Origin of the sequence: Pseudoalteromonas xiamenensis (assembly GCF_030994125.1) — a bacterium.
Taxonomy (GTDB): Bacteria; Pseudomonadota; Gammaproteobacteria; order Enterobacterales; family Alteromonadaceae; genus Pseudoalteromonas; species Pseudoalteromonas xiamenensis_B.
Genome location: NZ_CP099918.1, coordinates 679,625 through 694,442, shown reverse-complemented (window position 1 = coordinate 694,442; position 14,818 = coordinate 679,625). Strand labels below are relative to the sequence as shown.

The window sequence follows — 14,818 nt, the reverse complement described above, 5'->3', positions numbered from 1 at the left end:
TCGTGGTTTTAGTGATTGAGGCAATCAATGCACTACGCGAGTTCCTAGATACAGGTGGTCAGGTTCTCCTGGCCATCGGTCTGCTTATCTTCGTCATGTGGTTGTTAATTCTAGAACGCTTTATGTATGTGTTTGGTGGTTACCGTACATACAAAAAGCAATTAACGGCTGATTGGTTTAACCGTGCAGAACGCAATAGCTGGAATGCTGAGCAAATACGAGAAGCGATTATCTCGAGAGCCGGTATGCAGTTAAACCAAAATATTTCATATATCAACGTGATGGTTGCTTTGTGTCCACTCCTGGGACTACTTGGCACCGTAACGGGCATGATTGAAGTATTCGACGTTATGGCAATCACAGGTAGTGGTAGTGCACGTTCAATGGCATCAGGTGTGTCAAAGGCAACTATCCCGACAATGGCGGGTATGGTTGGAGCTCTTTCAGGTGTATTCGCGGCTACGTTCTTACAACGTAAAGCGAAACGTGAAGTTGAGCTACTTGAAGATAAATTAGTACTAGATCACTAATCTAGTCAAAGCGAGGATTAAATCATGAGATCACCTCTAGCAAAAGTAATGCAAGAAGAAGAAGCAGAAGAAATTAACATGACGCCAATGTTGGACGTTGTATTCATCATGCTTATTTTCTTCATCGTAACGGCTTCATTTGTTAAAGAAGCGGGTATCGATGTAAACCGCCCAGAAGCCGCAACGGCAGTTAAAAAAGACCGTGCTAACATCTTGGTTGCGATTTCGGACAAAGGCGAAGTATGGATCAACAAACGTCAAATCGACATCCGCGCAGTTCAAGCGAACATTGAACGTTTGAAAGCTGAAAACCCACAGGGTAGCGTTGTTATCCAAGCGGATAAGAAGGCAACGACGGATATTTTGATTAAAGTCATGGATGCGGCTCGTGCGGCTGGCGCTTATGACGTCTCAATCGCCGCTCAAGAGGCATAGAGAGGGAAGACATGCGATACGTTGTTGCGTTAGTTATTGCAGGTCTAGTCACATTCTTCTTGTTTTTGGGAATGCAGGCACTTATCACCGGTGGTGAAGGTGCCATGACAGAACCTGCTAAAGGTAAAGTTTTGGATTTCGTCCGTTTAAAAAGAGAAGAAACGGTTCAAAAGAAAGAACGTAAACCACAGAAGCCACCAGCGCCTAAAGAGCCTCCACCACCAATGGATGCGCCAGCACCACAAAGTGATAACTTGGCGGCGACGGGTAATAATTTCGATTTTTCTGCAAGTGTTGATGCGGATGTAAGTCTAAACGGTGGACTAGCACTTGAATCTAGTGACGGTGAGTACCTTCCAATTGTGAAAGTAGCACCCGTTTACCCAAGACGTGCACTATCACGCGGTATCGAAGGTTACGTTATTGTTGAGTTCATCGTAACCAAACAAGGCACGGTTCGTGACCCTGTTGTAGTAGAAGCAGAACCTGCGGATCTATTTAACCAAGCCGCCATGGATGCAGCATTAAAGTTTAAATACAAGCCACGCGTTGTGAATGGCGAAGCAGTAGAAGTTGCGGGTGTTCAAAACAAAATCTCTTTCCAAATTAATGGTTAGGTGAGTAGTGATGAAAAAGATTGTTAAAGTAAGTATTTATGCAGCAGCCTTTTCGGCCATGCTTGCGGTGCCACCAATGGTGTCACTTATTCCTGGAGTCGATGTAGCGACGGCTCACGCAGAAACAAAGACCAAACGCGTACCTGCCCTTCGCGAAAAGGTATATAGCCAGCTGGCGCGTGCGCAAAAACTTGCGGACGATGGTGATGTGAAAGGTGGGCTGGAAGCGCTTGATTCTGTCAAAGAGCGTATGGGCAGTATGAACGCGTATGAAATTGCCATGATGTACAATTTCTACGGGTTTATCTACTACAACCAAAACCAGCTACCAAAAGCAATTGAAGCGTTTGAACAGGTTATTGCCCAAGAGGCTATTCCTGAAACGTTGGCACTGTCGACTACATTTAGCTTAGCCCAGCTTGCGATGGCGAATGAACAGTACGATAAAGTTATCGATTATCTTAACGATTGGGACAAAATCAACACAAAGCCTAAAGCAGATAATTATTATGTGTTGAAGTCTCAAGCTTATTATCAGATGAAAGATTATAAAAGCGCGCTTGAAAATATCGAGATCGCAATTAATCTGACTGAAGCTAAAAATGAAGTTCCAAATGAGAACTGGTTAGTTTTACAGCGTGCACTTTATTATTCAATGAATCAGCCGGCCAAAGTCGTAACTGTTTTAGAGAAAATGGTAAAGCTGTACAATAAACCAGTATATTGGGTTCAGCTTGGTGGAATGTACGGGGAAGTTGGCGAAGAGAAAAAGCAGCTTGCGATTTTAGAATCGGCAAAGCAGCAAGGTTTTATTAAAACGAAATCTGATTTTCAACAGCTTGCGCAAGCCTATTTAATGAGCGGTTTGCCGTTTAAGTCTGCATCAACGTATTCAAAAGGTCTTAAAGAAGGTGTGATCGAAAATAGCGCTAAAAATAATGCGTTCATTGCAGAAGCTTTTGTTCAGGCCAAAGAAGATCAAAAAGCAGTGCCTTATTTCATCGCAGCGGCGAAAGTGACAGACAATGGTAAATACGATCAACGTCTTGCAGAGGTTTACATCGGCCTAGAGAAATATGAACTGGCCGCGGATGCAGCTCGTGCGGCACTTGAAAAAGGTGGACTGGACTCTGAATCTAATGCTTATGTTGCACTTGGTATGGCGCAGTATAACTTGCAAAACTTTGATGCCTCTATTCTTGCGTTTGAGCAAGCTGAAAAACACAAACGCTCTCAGCGTCTAGCTCAACAATGGATTAAATACGTTAAGAGCGAGAAGATCCACGCTGAAACGCTCAAGACAGCTTTACTTTAACAATAATCGCAACGCCAAAAGCCACCAGAAGGTGGCTTTTTATTTATTGATTAAAAATTAGTTAATCAACAACGCGGACAATCTCATAAAGGGGAAACAGACCACGAGTAGCATCATGGCATTTCGTTGATCTTTCACCGTTGTCAGAGGTGTAGACAACTTTTTTGTTACTTTGCATAGCGTTATACATAAGTCCCAAATAATTATAGAAATTCTGGTGAGTCGGTTTTAGTTCAATGGTTTCCTCTTTTACGGGTTGGATCCAATATGAACCATCATTTTGCATATCAATTGATTCAATATAGTCAGAGCAAGTAACGGTTTGCGCGTTTACCATTGCGCTGGCAAAAAGCGCCAAGGTTGCAACTACTTTCTTCATTTTTCAGTCCTTGTTTTCTGATTTAAAACTAAAGTGGATGAACAGAACCGATATAGTCAACAACACCATCGCGACAACTAGCAGCATCATCACCATCTTGTTCTTCTAAAATATAGATTTTTACTGTATCGCCGTTACTTTGAGCACGAACTAGACTCGCGTAGATCGAAGAAAATTGAGAATCGTTGTATGCAACATACATTGGGTCATTTGTATGGCCATTGGTATTCGTATATGCGCGAACGCCATTATATTCTGAAGCTAGATATTCAACTTTAGAATTACAATAATGAGCTGCAAAAGACGTTTGTGACAGAGTAATTGCCGCAAATGCAATCAGAGTTTTAACTTTCATTTCAATATCCTTTTATGTAATTGCTTGAAATTAAGCGGCATCATCATTACGTACAAATGTTTCCAAAATATTAACAGTAAAAAATATCATGTGTAATTTAACTTTCGCGAAAGTGTAACCTAATTGTAATACCCAGCATTTACCTTAGTCGCAGCTTTTATTTACGCTCATATTTAAAAACATTTTGGAGAATATAATGAAACTTTCTGGGTTATTTAAAGTAAGCTTAGTTGCTTCGGCATTAGTACTTGCAGGTTGTGGTGGTGATATCAATGTTACACCTACTAACATCGACAACAGTGTTGATAATTCTGTAAAAAACCCTACTACGCCAACAGACCCAACTGAACCGACAACTCCAGTAGCGATCAAGTGTGCGTCTTATACACAAGATGGTTCAACATTCGAAGGTACTCCTGACGAAAATAACAAAAACTGCGTATACAGTCAGGCTTTCGCAAGTAATGCTAAAGATTTAACGACTTCTTTCCTTATTCCAGCACTTAAAAACGGTGGCGCGCACATTTTCGAAGGTGCTCTATTCATCGGTAAAGACGTTGATACATCTAAAGGTGGTGTAATTGATGCTAACGGTCCAACGCTTACAATTGAAGCTGGTGCAACAATCGCATTTACTAAACCAGAAAGTTTCGTTCGCGTAGCTCGTGGCGCTAAAATCCTTGCTCAAGGTGAAACTGGCAAGCCAATTACGTTCACAAGTATTTCAGAAATTGATGGCGACGATACGACAACTGCACAGATCGGTGACTGGGGTGGCGTGCAAGTGAACGGCCGCGCTCCAAATATCGAATGTACATTAGAAGCTGCGCAAAACGACCTATGTAACATTAAAGCAGAAGGCATCGTTTCTCATTACGGTGGTAACAATGCAGGTGATAACAGCGGTGTGTTAAAGCACGTTGTAATCAAATACGCAGGCTTCGGTGTTGAAGGCGATGAGCTAAACGGTTTAACACTTAACGCCGTAGGTTCAGGTACAACAGTTGATTACGTTCACGTTCATAACGGTTTCGATGACGGTATCGAAATTTTCGGTGGTAACGTAAACATTAAGCACATCGTAATCACAGAAAGCGCGGATGACGGTATTGACTGGGATACAGGTTGGCAAGGTAAAGGTCAATTTATCCTAGTTCAATCTAAGCAATATGGTAACCACGGTTTTGAAACTGATGGTGCTAAGAAAGATCCATTGACTGCTGACGGTCAGGGTAAAGCAACGTCAGTATCATTCCCAACTATCGCTAACGCAACGGTAGTATCTACTGGTAAACAAGGTGCGGAAGGTCGTCGTACTGGTGCGGGTATGGAAATGAAAGAGTGGGGCAAAGCGAAACTTCTTAATATGCTTTTCGTTGACTCTTCGACAGATGCAGGCGCGGCGTGTCTTGACCTATTCAACGGTGATGACCTATCAGGCGCAGCTGGTGTACATGCAAACGCAGTTGCTGGTGACATCTCTTTCACAAGCTCAGTATTTGCTTGTGGCTTGAACTTCGAAACTATCAAAGTTCCATTAGAAGGTTCACTTGCTAGCTTCAACTATGAAACATGGTTCAATGCTGGCGCAAACAACCACCTAATCGGTTTTGCTGACTTCTCTAACGTATTAGCAGCTGATGGCGTATCTACAAAAGGCACTATCACTGACAAAGACGGTAACGTAGTACCTGTTCAAGCAGCTTCTGCTGGTGACAGCTTCTTCACTGACGTTAGCTACATCGGTGCTATCGGTGAAGGCGAAGAAGGCGAGTGGGCTGACTTCGTTGCGGCGTCAATGGCTCGCGCTAACTAATCTAGACCAAAAGTCAAAAAAAGGCGCACTCAAGTTGCGCCTTACTCACACTTAATCTGGTTTAGAGGATAGAAAGATGAAACCAATCAAGCAGTTTAAAAAGAACGTTCTTACCGTTTCTTTGCTATCGCTCCTCGCTCCACTTTCAGTTCAAACATTTGCAGCAGAGAACGATCAAGCTGAAATCGAAGAAGTTGTTGCTGTTGGCAACCGACTAAAAGGTTCAGCAAGCGCGGTAATTGAAGAGCGTAAAAACCAAGCATTCGTTGCAGACATCATGGGTGCAGAGCAAATTTCTCGTACGGGTGATAGCGACGCTGCATCTGCACTTCGTCGTGTAACAGGTCTAACACTTGTAAACGACAAGTTTATTTATGTTCGTGGTTTAGGTGAGCGATATTCGAGTGTTCGCTTAAATGGCGCATCAGTACCAAGTCCAGACTTGACGCGTAACGTCATTCCACTTGATATTTTCCCAACAAACATTATTGAATCGTTATCAGTACAAAAAGCGTATTCGCCAAATATGCCTGCTGCATTTGGTGGCGGTGACGTAAACATTCGTACGAAAAGCTTGCCTAATGAGCGTATTTTTAAAGTTGAATTAGGTACTGGCGTAAACGATAAAATGAGTAATGGTCTAACCTATGAAGGCGGTAGCGACGATTGGTTAGGTAAAGACGATGGCACGCGTGCGATGACAACTGCACTTAGGCAGTCATTGTCACATTACATCAAAGGTAGCACGGACATTTCGATCCGTAATATCCGTGAAGTAGATGGTCTGCTGTTCAACCGTACCATTTCTCAGGACGAAGCCGCTGCGACAAACAAATTCTTGTTCAAGCAATTACCAAGAGATTACGCGCTTACAGAAGAGTCTTTAGACCCAGATCTTGGTGGCAAGATAATCTATGGCGACCGCTACGATAACGTATTCGGTTTTGATGGTTCACTTGGTTTTCTAGCGTCTGTTTCGTATGATAACGAATGGTCAAACAGCAAGGAATTTGGTGCCGTACTTGCCGCTGTCGACGTTAAAGACATTTGTGCTGACGACCGCTCTAAATGTTACCGTGCTGAAGATGAAAAACGTGTCACGAAACATAACGTTAAAGTAAATGCTGCGATTAACGTAGGTTACAAGCTTGACGGACATGAAGTTGGCGTGAGCTACATGAAACTTCGTGATACAGAAGATGAAGCTTCAGTTGGTATCTACCAAGAAGTGTCTAAGTCTTTAAGTATTGCAGATGGTCAGGTTCAACGTAAGCAACTTGTATCTTTTGAACAACGTGAATTAGACATTTTGCAAGTTAAAGGTACACATAATTTAACTTGGGGTCTTCTTGAGGGCGTTGGGTTTGATTGGCAGTATACCGACTCAACGGCTGCGACGGAAATTCCAGGCGAACTAGAAATTACGGTACGTGATCGCTACGTAGATGGAAAGTATGACAGCACGTATTACAATGGATCGCTAGGTGGTAATCCATTCCTGTATCGCTTCGTTGATATGGAAGACAATGTTGAAAACTACGGGTGGAACACAAGCAAAGCGTTCTACTTTGACGGTGATGAGCTTGAACTTAAAGCTGGTGGTTACTTCATTGACAAGACTCGTGAATATCGTACCGATTTCTTTAATACTCGTTTCGCGCAAACACAGCAACTAGAGTTTGCATCAAGTGAAGCTGACGCGTTAAAGATTGGCTCGTATTTTAAAGATGACGCCACGATTGATGCGACTGACGTTGAGTTGTTGTTCCAAGAACCCATCGCGGACGATTATCTAGCTGCACAAAAGATCGATGCTTATTATGGTCAGTTCGATTATTCATTCGCTAAATCTTGGCGCTTGAGTGGCGGTGTTCGTTATGAAGATTTCCGTCAAGTTGCTCTTGCGTTTTCTCGTTCAGCGTTTGATCCAAGCCTTTTGCAAGATAAATTGAGTGCTGAAGCGATTAAAGAAGCCACAATCATGCAAGACGATTACTTTGGCTCTTTGTCGATGACTTATTCGCAAGAAGGCTACCAAGTTCGTCTGGGTTATGGTCAAACTGTTGTTCGTCCAGATCTACGTGAGTTAACCGCTGTACAGTTCCAAGATCCGTTAACGGATTATCGTACAATTGGTAACCCATTCTTAAAATCGAGTGAGCTCGATAACTATGATGCTCGCGTTGAATTTTACTTCGATGGCGGCGATAACTTCTCTGTAGGCGCGTTCTACAAAGATATCGCTCTACCAATTGAAGCAAAACTCAATGAAACGGATGGCCGTTTTACACTGCAATATGAAAACGCGAACAGCGCGACAGTTTACGGTGTGGAAGCTGAATGGCTAGTGGAAGTTACCCCTGACTTCTTAGGCGGTGCGTTCTTTACTTCAGGTAACTTAACAGTGAGTGATTCTGAAGTCGAAATTTTGAAAGAAAACCAAGGCGATTTAACAAATCTTAAACGTCGTATGAGTGGTCATTCAAAATACGTAGCGAACTTCCAGCTCAATTACGATTCACATGATGGTAACCATCAAGGATCTTTAATCTATAACGTATTCGGTGACCGTATTTTGGCCGCTGGCGTGAATGGATTTGACGATGCGTATGAACAACCTATTAATTCTTTAGATATGGTATATACTTACTATCCAAACTTTAGTACAACGGTAACGTTTAAAGTTAAGAATTTACTAGGTCAAGATTTTGAAGTTCAACAAAACGATGTAGTGATCAGAACAAAAGAAATGGCTCAATCACTCAGTCTTGACGTAGCCATCGAGTTCTAAAATTAGCGTTTTGCTAATTTGCGAACAACCTTTACATGTTGTATCCAAACCCCGCTCTGCGGGGTTTTTTGTTTATGATTATGGCATTATTTTTATTGTTGAAAATGCCACATTGATTATGTCATTTGTGCTGAGTTCCAACCGCATGGATTCGCAGCGATCGTGGAAACTTCTTCATTGAACTATGCGCAAGGAAAACGCTTGTCTAGTCGAACGTATTTCGAACTTGAAAAAAACTTATATATAACGAATACGTCTAGTGTGTTGGGTACATGGGTGATATGTTTAGCTCCTCACAATTAAAACTCACGCAATAAAAATTGGTTTTAATTTTCTTAAAGGTAGCTAAAAATGAATAAAGTAGGACTTGTAGGTTGGCGTGGTATGGTTGGCTCTGTTTTGATGGAGCGAATGCAGCAAGAAGGTGATTTTTCGAAGATTAACGCAACCTTTTTCACCACCTCACAAGCAGGTCAATTAGGCCCTGATTTTGCAGGCGAGGCAAAACCACTGCTAAATGCCTACGACATCGATGCATTACGCGGTATGGATATTGTTATTACCTGTCAGGGCGGTGATTATACAAAAGAAGTGTATCCAGCACTAAGAGAATCTGGGTGGCAAGGCTATTGGATTGATGCGGCATCCGCACTTCGTATGGCTGATGACAGCATTATAGTGCTCGACCCAGTAAATAAAGACGTCATAGAGCAGGGATTAGAGCAGGGCGTAAAAACGTTTGTGGGCGGTAACTGTACAGTTTCGCTTATGTTACTCGCGTTAGGTGGTCTATTCGAACGCGATCTCATCGAGTGGGTAAGCCCTATGACCTATCAAGCTGCGAGTGGTGCAGGTGCTAAGAACATGCGTGAATTAATTTCACAAATGGGTGCAATTCATAGTGAGGTTGCTGACCTACTTGACAATCCACACAGTGCGATATTAGAAATTGATAAACGAGTAAGCGAAAAGCTTCAATCGGACTCGTTACCAAAGGATCAATTTGGTGTACCGTTAGCAGGGAGCTTGATCCCATGGATTGATGTGCCAATGGATTCCGGTCAAAGTAAAGAAGAATGGAAAGCACAAGTTGAAGCGAACAAAATTCTTGGTTCAAGCAAAAGCCCAATTCCTGTCGACGGCCTGTGCGTTCGTATTGGCGCTATGCGCTGCCACTCACAAGCGCTTACGATTAAGTTAAAAGAAGATATTTCCGTTAAAGAGATTGAATCAATTTTAGCCTCACATAATCAGTGGGTTAAAGTTATTCCTAACGACAGAGGCCTTTCTTCGACAGACTTAACACCTGTAAAGGTTACTGGCACGTTGTCGATTCCAATCGGTCGTATTCGTAAGCTTGCAATGGGGCCAGAATACATTTCTGCGTTTACAGTTGGTGATCAGCTACTTTGGGGAGCCGCAGAACCCCTGAGACGTATGCTTAGAATTATCACTGGCTAATAAAGGCGAGCGTAAAGCTCGCTTTTTTATTACCTGTTTCATGTCCTGTGGTAATATGCAGGCAATATTAAAGCTTCCTTTCTACAAACATGAATATTGAAACTTTCTGGTCTCTTGTTACCGTTGAGAACACCGCGCCTACAGAAGTAAATGCCGTTTTAAAAAGCCGATTAGATTTACTCTCGAACGAGGATTTACAAGCTTTTGACGAAATATACAGCCGCCAACTTAAGCAGCTTTGGGATTGGTCGTGTTGGGGAGCTGCATACGTTATGTGTGGGTGTAACTCTGAATACGATTACCTAGACTTTTGTAATTGGGTTATAAGTAAAGGAAAAGAGGTCTTTGATTCTTTTAAGAATACGCCTGATTCAATCGCCTCGCTTTCAGATGTTCCACTTAAAGACGAGTTACCATATCCGTACATTGACGAAATGGATTTAGTAGCAGGTTTGCTTTATGAAGAGAAAAATCAGGATGAGTTAGTCCATTTTAATGTCGTTAACGTTCCTGTCACAGGTAAAAAATTCAAGAATAACAAAAAAGCATTGAAGGGGACTTATCCAAACTTATTTGATAAATATTGGTTTAAGGCGTAGAAACGGTCAACTAATGTTCAGTTTTAAGGTTTATTAAACAAAGTTTGGCGCTTTGTTGCAATTTTGGACACGTCATCCTATATTATTTCGACGGTTGTTAAATCGATTGAAAGAAGTATCAAGGATGACGGTGTATTTATGATGAAGTCTTTTTGGCTCATAAAGTTTTTATTCGTTTGTTTGCTATCGATATCACACGTGGCAGTTTCCAATGACCGAGTCTCTTTCAATCAGGTTCCTTCGCTAAATTATAAAGATATTGACGATATTCTTGCGGTCTCCGTAGTGAATGTAGGAATAACTAAAAAGAGGGGACTTAATGCGCGAAAAAGTAATTGGTCCACTGGCACTCATATCCGTTATCGAATCAACCGAACGTCCGTGATTGAAGCAAATCGCTTCTTATTCAAAGAAGTAAGCGCTTCACGTTTAGCCTCTGCGTTCCCTAAAGTGCGAGAAAGTTTAGAGCATGTTAGTGAACAGATTGAAATTTCAGAACTACCTCCCGCAGAACAGCTTGCGTATTGGCTGAACCTTTATAATGTCAGTATGCTTGAGCAACTTATTAAGATTTACCCAATCACAGATTTAAAAGATGAGATCTCCGAGAGAACGACGTTCCTCAACAAAAAATTTATCAAGCATCGTAATACGCGACTGTCCCTTAACGACATTAAGTATAAGATTGTCTTAGACAAATTTAAGAACCCAGTCGTTATCTACGGTTTTTATCAGGGCAATGTAGGAAGTCCATCGTTAACGTCAAAAGCTTTTACTAAAGATAACGTATATTCACAGCTAAGTTATCTTGCTAGAGAGTTCATTAACTCCAATCGTGGTTTATGGTTTGGGGAAAAAGGTGATATTCAAGTGGCTGAATATTACCAAAGTACGATGGACGTGTTCGACAATGAACCAGAAAAGTTTCGTACACATCTTATCGACTACGCGAGAAATGATATTCGCTACAACATTCGTAGTGCCTCAGTGATAACTTTTGATAACGCTAACTATGAAATTGCCGAGTTTGAATCGCAATATTCAAGCTTTGATTCAATGCAAAGCAAAAAGATCAATGAGCTATTCGACAGACTCAAAAGTTGGAAGAACGAGAGTTATCCAGACGTCGTATTGAACGACCACCAAACTTCATCCGCGAATAAAGTACATCTAGGTGCTCAATTTAAACGTGTACCCAAAGAATTATTGGAATCGTTTAAAGTGAAAGCCAGTAAGTTATAAGCCTCAATGCTAATCAGATTAAAACACCATAATGTCCGATACTGCCTAGTATTGGACATTGCTAATGATAAATTAGTAAATGCCGATAAATTACGTTATGTTAAATAATGTGTTGTGGGTTTTCTGCTCACGCCTTTGATTTGATCATCGCCATTTAAGTTGAGATTTCGCGGCACTTTGAGATTTTTTGTTCTGGTGATGTTTAGCAATTAAAAGAATTTCTGTCGCTATACTGTTTTATATGTAAGGGGTCGTTCATTTTTAGATTTGGGGATATTTGAAAAATCGAATGGTCGAACCTTCGCAGGCCTAGAAAATCAAGGTGTCGTTAAAATTTAGTGCTTTCCCTTCCAAATGTTAAAAGACAGATGATTTTAGACAAAAACCTATCAAACCCTTTCAATTCGAGATCATTATTGATCGAAAGACGTTTAGAATTAGATCACTTTTCGCCATTTTTAATCGGGTTTAAATCATTTTTAACAGTGTTTAAAGAGTACTATTGATAGTTAATACGCCTCTATTACCCACTGAACAGTATCTTATATCTCCATTGGGTGAAGTTAGTTTGAGAGACTTAGCATCTAAAAGCATCGTGTTTAATTCAGGAATTGTGAAATACATATCGGTTAGTTAATCTTTAGCACATTGACCCGTATAAAACCTAAACTCTTTTTGGTAACTAAATTTGGTATCTTTAACAGTCAATGAGCGCTCTTTAGGATTTTCAGAGTATCTTATGGCTCCGTATGTAATCTTTGAACCGCTATGTTTTTCAACCAGTTTGGCGTATTTTGCTATGTTCTTCGCAGGTAAAACGACAAAGTAAAAACCAAATTCTTCTTGCAGTTGCTCTAGTGAATGTTCGAAGCCATTATGAGGTCCCATAATTGCCCAAGACTGCATCCATGAATCGTTTTGCTCCGTAGTTGGATAAATGAGGACACTTTCATATGTTTCAAAGTCTAAATTGGAATTCCCAATCAGTTCAAACTTTGGTTTCTGGCCTCCAAATTTTTTCCCCCAAAATAGTAGACAAGATTCGTTTCTATCGCCCCTACCTACATCTTCACATGTCCTGTAATAATGAGGAGTACGAAACAAAGTGTTTCCATTTAAAAAGCTCAAGTAGTGTTCCTTTTTACTAAAAAACTTGATCAGTGCAAATGCACTATTTAGATCTCGATTACTCATATTGTGATCTAACGCTGTAAGTAAATTTTGTGTGTGATTAATAATACTATACATGCCAGCTGAAATCAGAACTAATGAGTGACGTTTTTAATGTTTAGCTCGATAACGCTTCTATTATATCTAGTGAACAGTTAATCATGTAACTTGGCGCCTTTAAAAATTTTATCGACTATTTTTTTGTCAGTGCACATAGCGATGCCAACAAGGGGAAGGTTTTCACTTGTGTATTTTTCGGTGGTTTTTCGATTCGCTTCATCAAAACCAGTGTAAAACATATCATCGATAAAAATCGCAACATCAGTCCGGTCTTTTTTTGCACGCTGAATGAAGGTAGGCAGTTTATTTCTAGGTGCTTTTAGAACGATAATAGGTTGAGTACACAGTGGCAGATAGGTGTTACCTTCGCTGTCGAGATAGTGTTTACCCGTATTAACGTGTTCGCTTTTAGTCACGCCGCCGGCTAAAAAGCTGACTACGTTTAGCTTTTGCCACATAGGTAAATCATCGGCGACAACAATAGTGAATTTGGTCTCGAATTGCATGTTAACCTCTGTATTCTATTAAGTTTAAATAAAAGGGTTTGTTGCCATGCTGATAGCAACGATAAATAAAAAGAACGCCATAAGTTTGTTTATTATGTGTAGTGCTACATCGCTTTTTAATGAATTACCTAATAAGCGTCCAAAAAGAAAATAAGAAAAAGGAGCACCAAATGCGAATATGGCCAAGCCGATACACCACAAAATAATCTCGATACCGCCAATTCCCGCTGCTGGAAATTGAATCGTCGCAACAGGTAAAACCACGACCATCGCCTTTGGATTAAGTAGTTGCATTAACAAACCATCTCGAAATGTAAGCGCCCTATTCTCACATTCTTGCTTTAACGCAATGTTAGCGTTGAATATTTTATACGAGAGCCAAAGAACATATATCGCTCCAAGGACTGAGGCGAGCTTAATGATGGTTTCGTTCATTAACGTCTCTCCTACTAGCGCAAATGCGAAAAAGAGTATAAACATCGCCGCGCCTACGCCTGCAAAAAAACGAATTAGGCTAGGTTGTTTTTGAATACCATTATTTAGGCCAATAGCATTCACAGGCCCAGGCGTATACATAACGCCAAATGCATAAAAAATGATGTCTATCATGATCTGCTCTAGATTGGATGATGGTTTGAAACTAGTAGCTCAGTTGTCGTTGATATTGATGTGGTGTAATGCCGAAAACACGCTTAAATTTTCGGTTTAAATGGTTGATGTCTGAAAACCCAAATTGAACCGCAACATCCAATGCCCCTTCACCACGCTCAATAGCGTGTTTTGCCCTAATAAGCCTGCAATTTAAAACATATTGGTGTGGAGTAATTCCAAACTGTTCATTGAACAATCGAATAAAGTGATACTTAGACAATGAAGCGGCATTTGATATGTCGTCGACAGTCAATTTGGTATTTAAATTATCCTGAATAAAATCTTTTGCCTGCAAAAGTAGCTTGTCTTTACGCACGTTATTTCGCCCGTCAATAAGTGTACCTCCGCCTAATCGAACAACAGACTGAGCGATATTGAGAAGAGCAGCTTCTTCCTCAAGTTGAGAATTTGATGGTTGGTGCATTTGCTGCCCAAGCTTTAATACTTGATTGCGGAGCGCAATGTCATGGAACAAGGACGTTTTCAATCGAGCTTGTTCTTTAGAAAAACGACCAAGCGTGCCCATTAAATTGATGAGCGTAGTTTCTGGAATATAGATCATGTCATATTCCAATTCTGTGCGTTCACCAGCGCAGCCATCATGGACTTGTTCTGGGTTAAAGAATATGACATTGCCCGCGTTACTTTTGTGAAAAACTCCGCTGCTAAAAAAGTCTTGTCGTCCTTTGCGCGTAACGCCGATGCTGTACTCTTCATGTGCATGTTTGTCATAACTAAACGAGGTTATGCGAGCACTGAATGTACTGAGGCCTTCATGATGACTACTTCGAAGATATTGAAAACGTTCAGGCATGGGTCTTTGCTCGTTTGTTCACTAGATGATTAAGTATAGAAATGAGCACAAAGGTTGAATAGAACAAAATTGCTGAC

The 14,818-nt window shown here is 41.0% G+C and carries 15 protein-coding genes; 9 read left to right on the top strand and 6 right to left on the bottom strand.

The features are described from left to right. Positions 1 to 2: 2 nt before the first annotated feature. Genes NI389_RS20085 through NI389_RS20070 form a run of 4 tightly spaced genes read left to right on the top strand, consistent with a single transcriptional unit; the run spans position 3 to position 2,897 of the window. The gene (locus NI389_RS20085) at positions 3 to 530 is read left to right on the top strand and encodes a MotA/TolQ/ExbB proton channel family protein (RefSeq protein ID WP_208844789.1); all 528 of its coding nucleotides are present in this window, start codon (positions 3 to 5) and stop codon (positions 528 to 530) included. Positions 531 to 554: 24 nt separating this feature from the next. Next, complete coding sequence (locus tag NI389_RS20080; RefSeq protein ID WP_208844790.1) at positions 555 to 965, top strand: ExbD/TolR family protein; 411 nt, start codon at positions 555 to 557, stop codon at positions 963 to 965. A gap of 11 nt (positions 966 to 976) precedes the next feature. Then, positions 977 to 1,582 (top strand): energy transducer TonB, encoded by a 606-nt coding sequence (locus tag NI389_RS20075; RefSeq protein ID WP_208844791.1) that lies wholly within the window; start codon positions 977 to 979, stop codon positions 1,580 to 1,582. 10 nt (positions 1,583 to 1,592) lie between these two features. Next, positions 1,593 to 2,897 carry a tetratricopeptide repeat protein gene (locus NI389_RS20070; protein ID WP_308363289.1) on the top strand — a complete coding sequence of 435 codons (1,305 nt, stop codon included), beginning with the start codon at positions 1,593 to 1,595 and terminating at the stop codon, positions 2,895 to 2,897. 61 nt (positions 2,898 to 2,958) lie between these two features. Here NI389_RS20070 and NI389_RS20065 read toward each other — a convergent pair whose 3' ends face one another. Then, on the bottom strand, positions 2,959 to 3,276 hold the full coding sequence (locus tag NI389_RS20065) for a hypothetical protein (RefSeq protein ID WP_308363287.1): 318 nt from the start codon (positions 3,274 to 3,276) through the stop codon (positions 2,959 to 2,961). Positions 3,277 to 3,304: 28 nt separating this feature from the next. Further along, positions 3,305 to 3,631, bottom strand: a complete 327-nt coding sequence (locus NI389_RS20060; RefSeq protein ID WP_308363286.1) for a hypothetical protein — start codon at positions 3,629 to 3,631, stop codon at positions 3,305 to 3,307. A 196-nt stretch (positions 3,632 to 3,827) separates the two neighbouring features. Here NI389_RS20060 and NI389_RS20055 point away from each other — a divergent pair, with 196 nt between their 5' ends. The 5 genes from NI389_RS20055 (at position 3,828) to NI389_RS20035 (ending at position 11,540) form a co-directional block, all read left to right on the top strand. Beyond that, positions 3,828 to 5,447: a hypothetical protein gene (locus NI389_RS20055; RefSeq protein WP_308363285.1), complete on the top strand. Its 1,620-nt coding sequence runs from the start codon at positions 3,828 to 3,830 to the stop codon at positions 5,445 to 5,447. A gap of 76 nt (positions 5,448 to 5,523) precedes the next feature. After that, positions 5,524 to 8,238, top strand: coding sequence for a TonB-dependent receptor domain-containing protein (locus NI389_RS20050; RefSeq protein ID WP_308363283.1), 2,715 nt, complete (start codon positions 5,524 to 5,526; stop codon positions 8,236 to 8,238). Positions 8,239 to 8,589: 351 nt separating this feature from the next. Next, positions 8,590 to 9,699, top strand: coding sequence for an aspartate-semialdehyde dehydrogenase (gene asd / locus NI389_RS20045; protein ID WP_308363282.1), 1,110 nt, complete (start codon positions 8,590 to 8,592; stop codon positions 9,697 to 9,699). An 89-nt stretch (positions 9,700 to 9,788) separates the two neighbouring features. Beyond that, positions 9,789 to 10,298 (top strand): DUF4240 domain-containing protein, encoded by a 510-nt coding sequence (locus NI389_RS20040; RefSeq protein ID WP_308363280.1) that lies wholly within the window; start codon positions 9,789 to 9,791, stop codon positions 10,296 to 10,298. A gap of 138 nt (positions 10,299 to 10,436) precedes the next feature. Further along, on the top strand, positions 10,437 to 11,540 hold the full coding sequence (locus NI389_RS20035; RefSeq protein WP_308363279.1) for a DUF547 domain-containing protein: 1,104 nt from the start codon (positions 10,437 to 10,439) through the stop codon (positions 11,538 to 11,540). A gap of 633 nt (positions 11,541 to 12,173) precedes the next feature. Here the strand turns inward: NI389_RS20035 and NI389_RS20030 are convergent. The 4 genes from NI389_RS20030 to NI389_RS20015 form a co-directional block, all read right to left on the bottom strand. Continuing rightward, a complete protein-coding gene (locus NI389_RS20030; protein WP_308363278.1) occupies positions 12,174 to 12,734 on the bottom strand; it encodes a hypothetical protein in 561 nt (186 codons plus the stop codon). 131 nt (positions 12,735 to 12,865) lie between these two features. Further along, the gene (locus tag NI389_RS20025; protein ID WP_308363277.1) at positions 12,866 to 13,276 is read right to left on the bottom strand and encodes a DUF2000 family protein; all 411 of its coding nucleotides are present in this window, start codon (positions 13,274 to 13,276) and stop codon (positions 12,866 to 12,868) included. Positions 13,277 to 13,300: 24 nt separating this feature from the next. Then, the gene (locus NI389_RS20020) at positions 13,301 to 13,885 is read right to left on the bottom strand and encodes a LysE family translocator (RefSeq protein WP_308363275.1); all 585 of its coding nucleotides are present in this window, start codon (positions 13,883 to 13,885) and stop codon (positions 13,301 to 13,303) included. A gap of 31 nt (positions 13,886 to 13,916) precedes the next feature. After that, positions 13,917 to 14,741, bottom strand: a complete 825-nt coding sequence (locus NI389_RS20015) for an AraC family transcriptional regulator (RefSeq protein WP_308363274.1) — start codon at positions 14,739 to 14,741, stop codon at positions 13,917 to 13,919. Between the last annotated feature and the right edge of the window lie 77 nt (positions 14,742 to 14,818).

What these genes read in the sequence shown, in the direction of transcription:
- NI389_RS20070 (WP_308363289.1), top strand. Translation starts at nt 1,593, where the DNA reads ATGAAAAAGATTGTTAAAGTAAGTATTTATGCAGCAGCCTTTTCGGCC.
- NI389_RS20080 (WP_208844790.1), top strand. Translation starts at nt 555, where the DNA reads ATGAGATCACCTCTAGCAAAAGTAATGCAAGAAGAAGAAGCAGAAGAA.
- NI389_RS20040 (WP_308363280.1), top strand. Translation starts at nt 9,789, where the DNA reads ATGAATATTGAAACTTTCTGGTCTCTTGTTACCGTTGAGAACACCGCG.
- asd (WP_308363282.1), top strand. Translation starts at nt 8,590, where the DNA reads ATGAATAAAGTAGGACTTGTAGGTTGGCGTGGTATGGTTGGCTCTGTT.
- NI389_RS20060 (WP_308363286.1), bottom strand. Translation starts at nt 3,631, where the DNA reads ATGAAAGTTAAAACTCTGATTGCATTTGCGGCAATTACTCTGTCACAA.
- NI389_RS20075 (WP_208844791.1), top strand. Translation starts at nt 977, where the DNA reads ATGCGATACGTTGTTGCGTTAGTTATTGCAGGTCTAGTCACATTCTTC.
- NI389_RS20035 (WP_308363279.1), top strand. Translation starts at nt 10,437, where the DNA reads ATGATGAAGTCTTTTTGGCTCATAAAGTTTTTATTCGTTTGTTTGCTA.
- NI389_RS20025 (WP_308363277.1), bottom strand. Translation starts at nt 13,276, where the DNA reads ATGCAATTCGAGACCAAATTCACTATTGTTGTCGCCGATGATTTACCT.
- NI389_RS20015 (WP_308363274.1), bottom strand. Translation starts at nt 14,741, where the DNA reads ATGCCTGAACGTTTTCAATATCTTCGAAGTAGTCATCATGAAGGCCTC.
- NI389_RS20050 (WP_308363283.1), top strand. Translation starts at nt 5,524, where the DNA reads ATGAAACCAATCAAGCAGTTTAAAAAGAACGTTCTTACCGTTTCTTTG.
- NI389_RS20030 (WP_308363278.1), bottom strand. Translation starts at nt 12,734, where the DNA reads ATGAGTAATCGAGATCTAAATAGTGCATTTGCACTGATCAAGTTTTTT.
- NI389_RS20055 (WP_308363285.1), top strand. Translation starts at nt 3,828, where the DNA reads ATGAAACTTTCTGGGTTATTTAAAGTAAGCTTAGTTGCTTCGGCATTA.
- NI389_RS20020 (WP_308363275.1), bottom strand. Translation starts at nt 13,885, where the DNA reads ATGATAGACATCATTTTTTATGCATTTGGCGTTATGTATACGCCTGGG.
- NI389_RS20065 (WP_308363287.1), bottom strand. Translation starts at nt 3,276, where the DNA reads ATGAAGAAAGTAGTTGCAACCTTGGCGCTTTTTGCCAGCGCAATGGTA.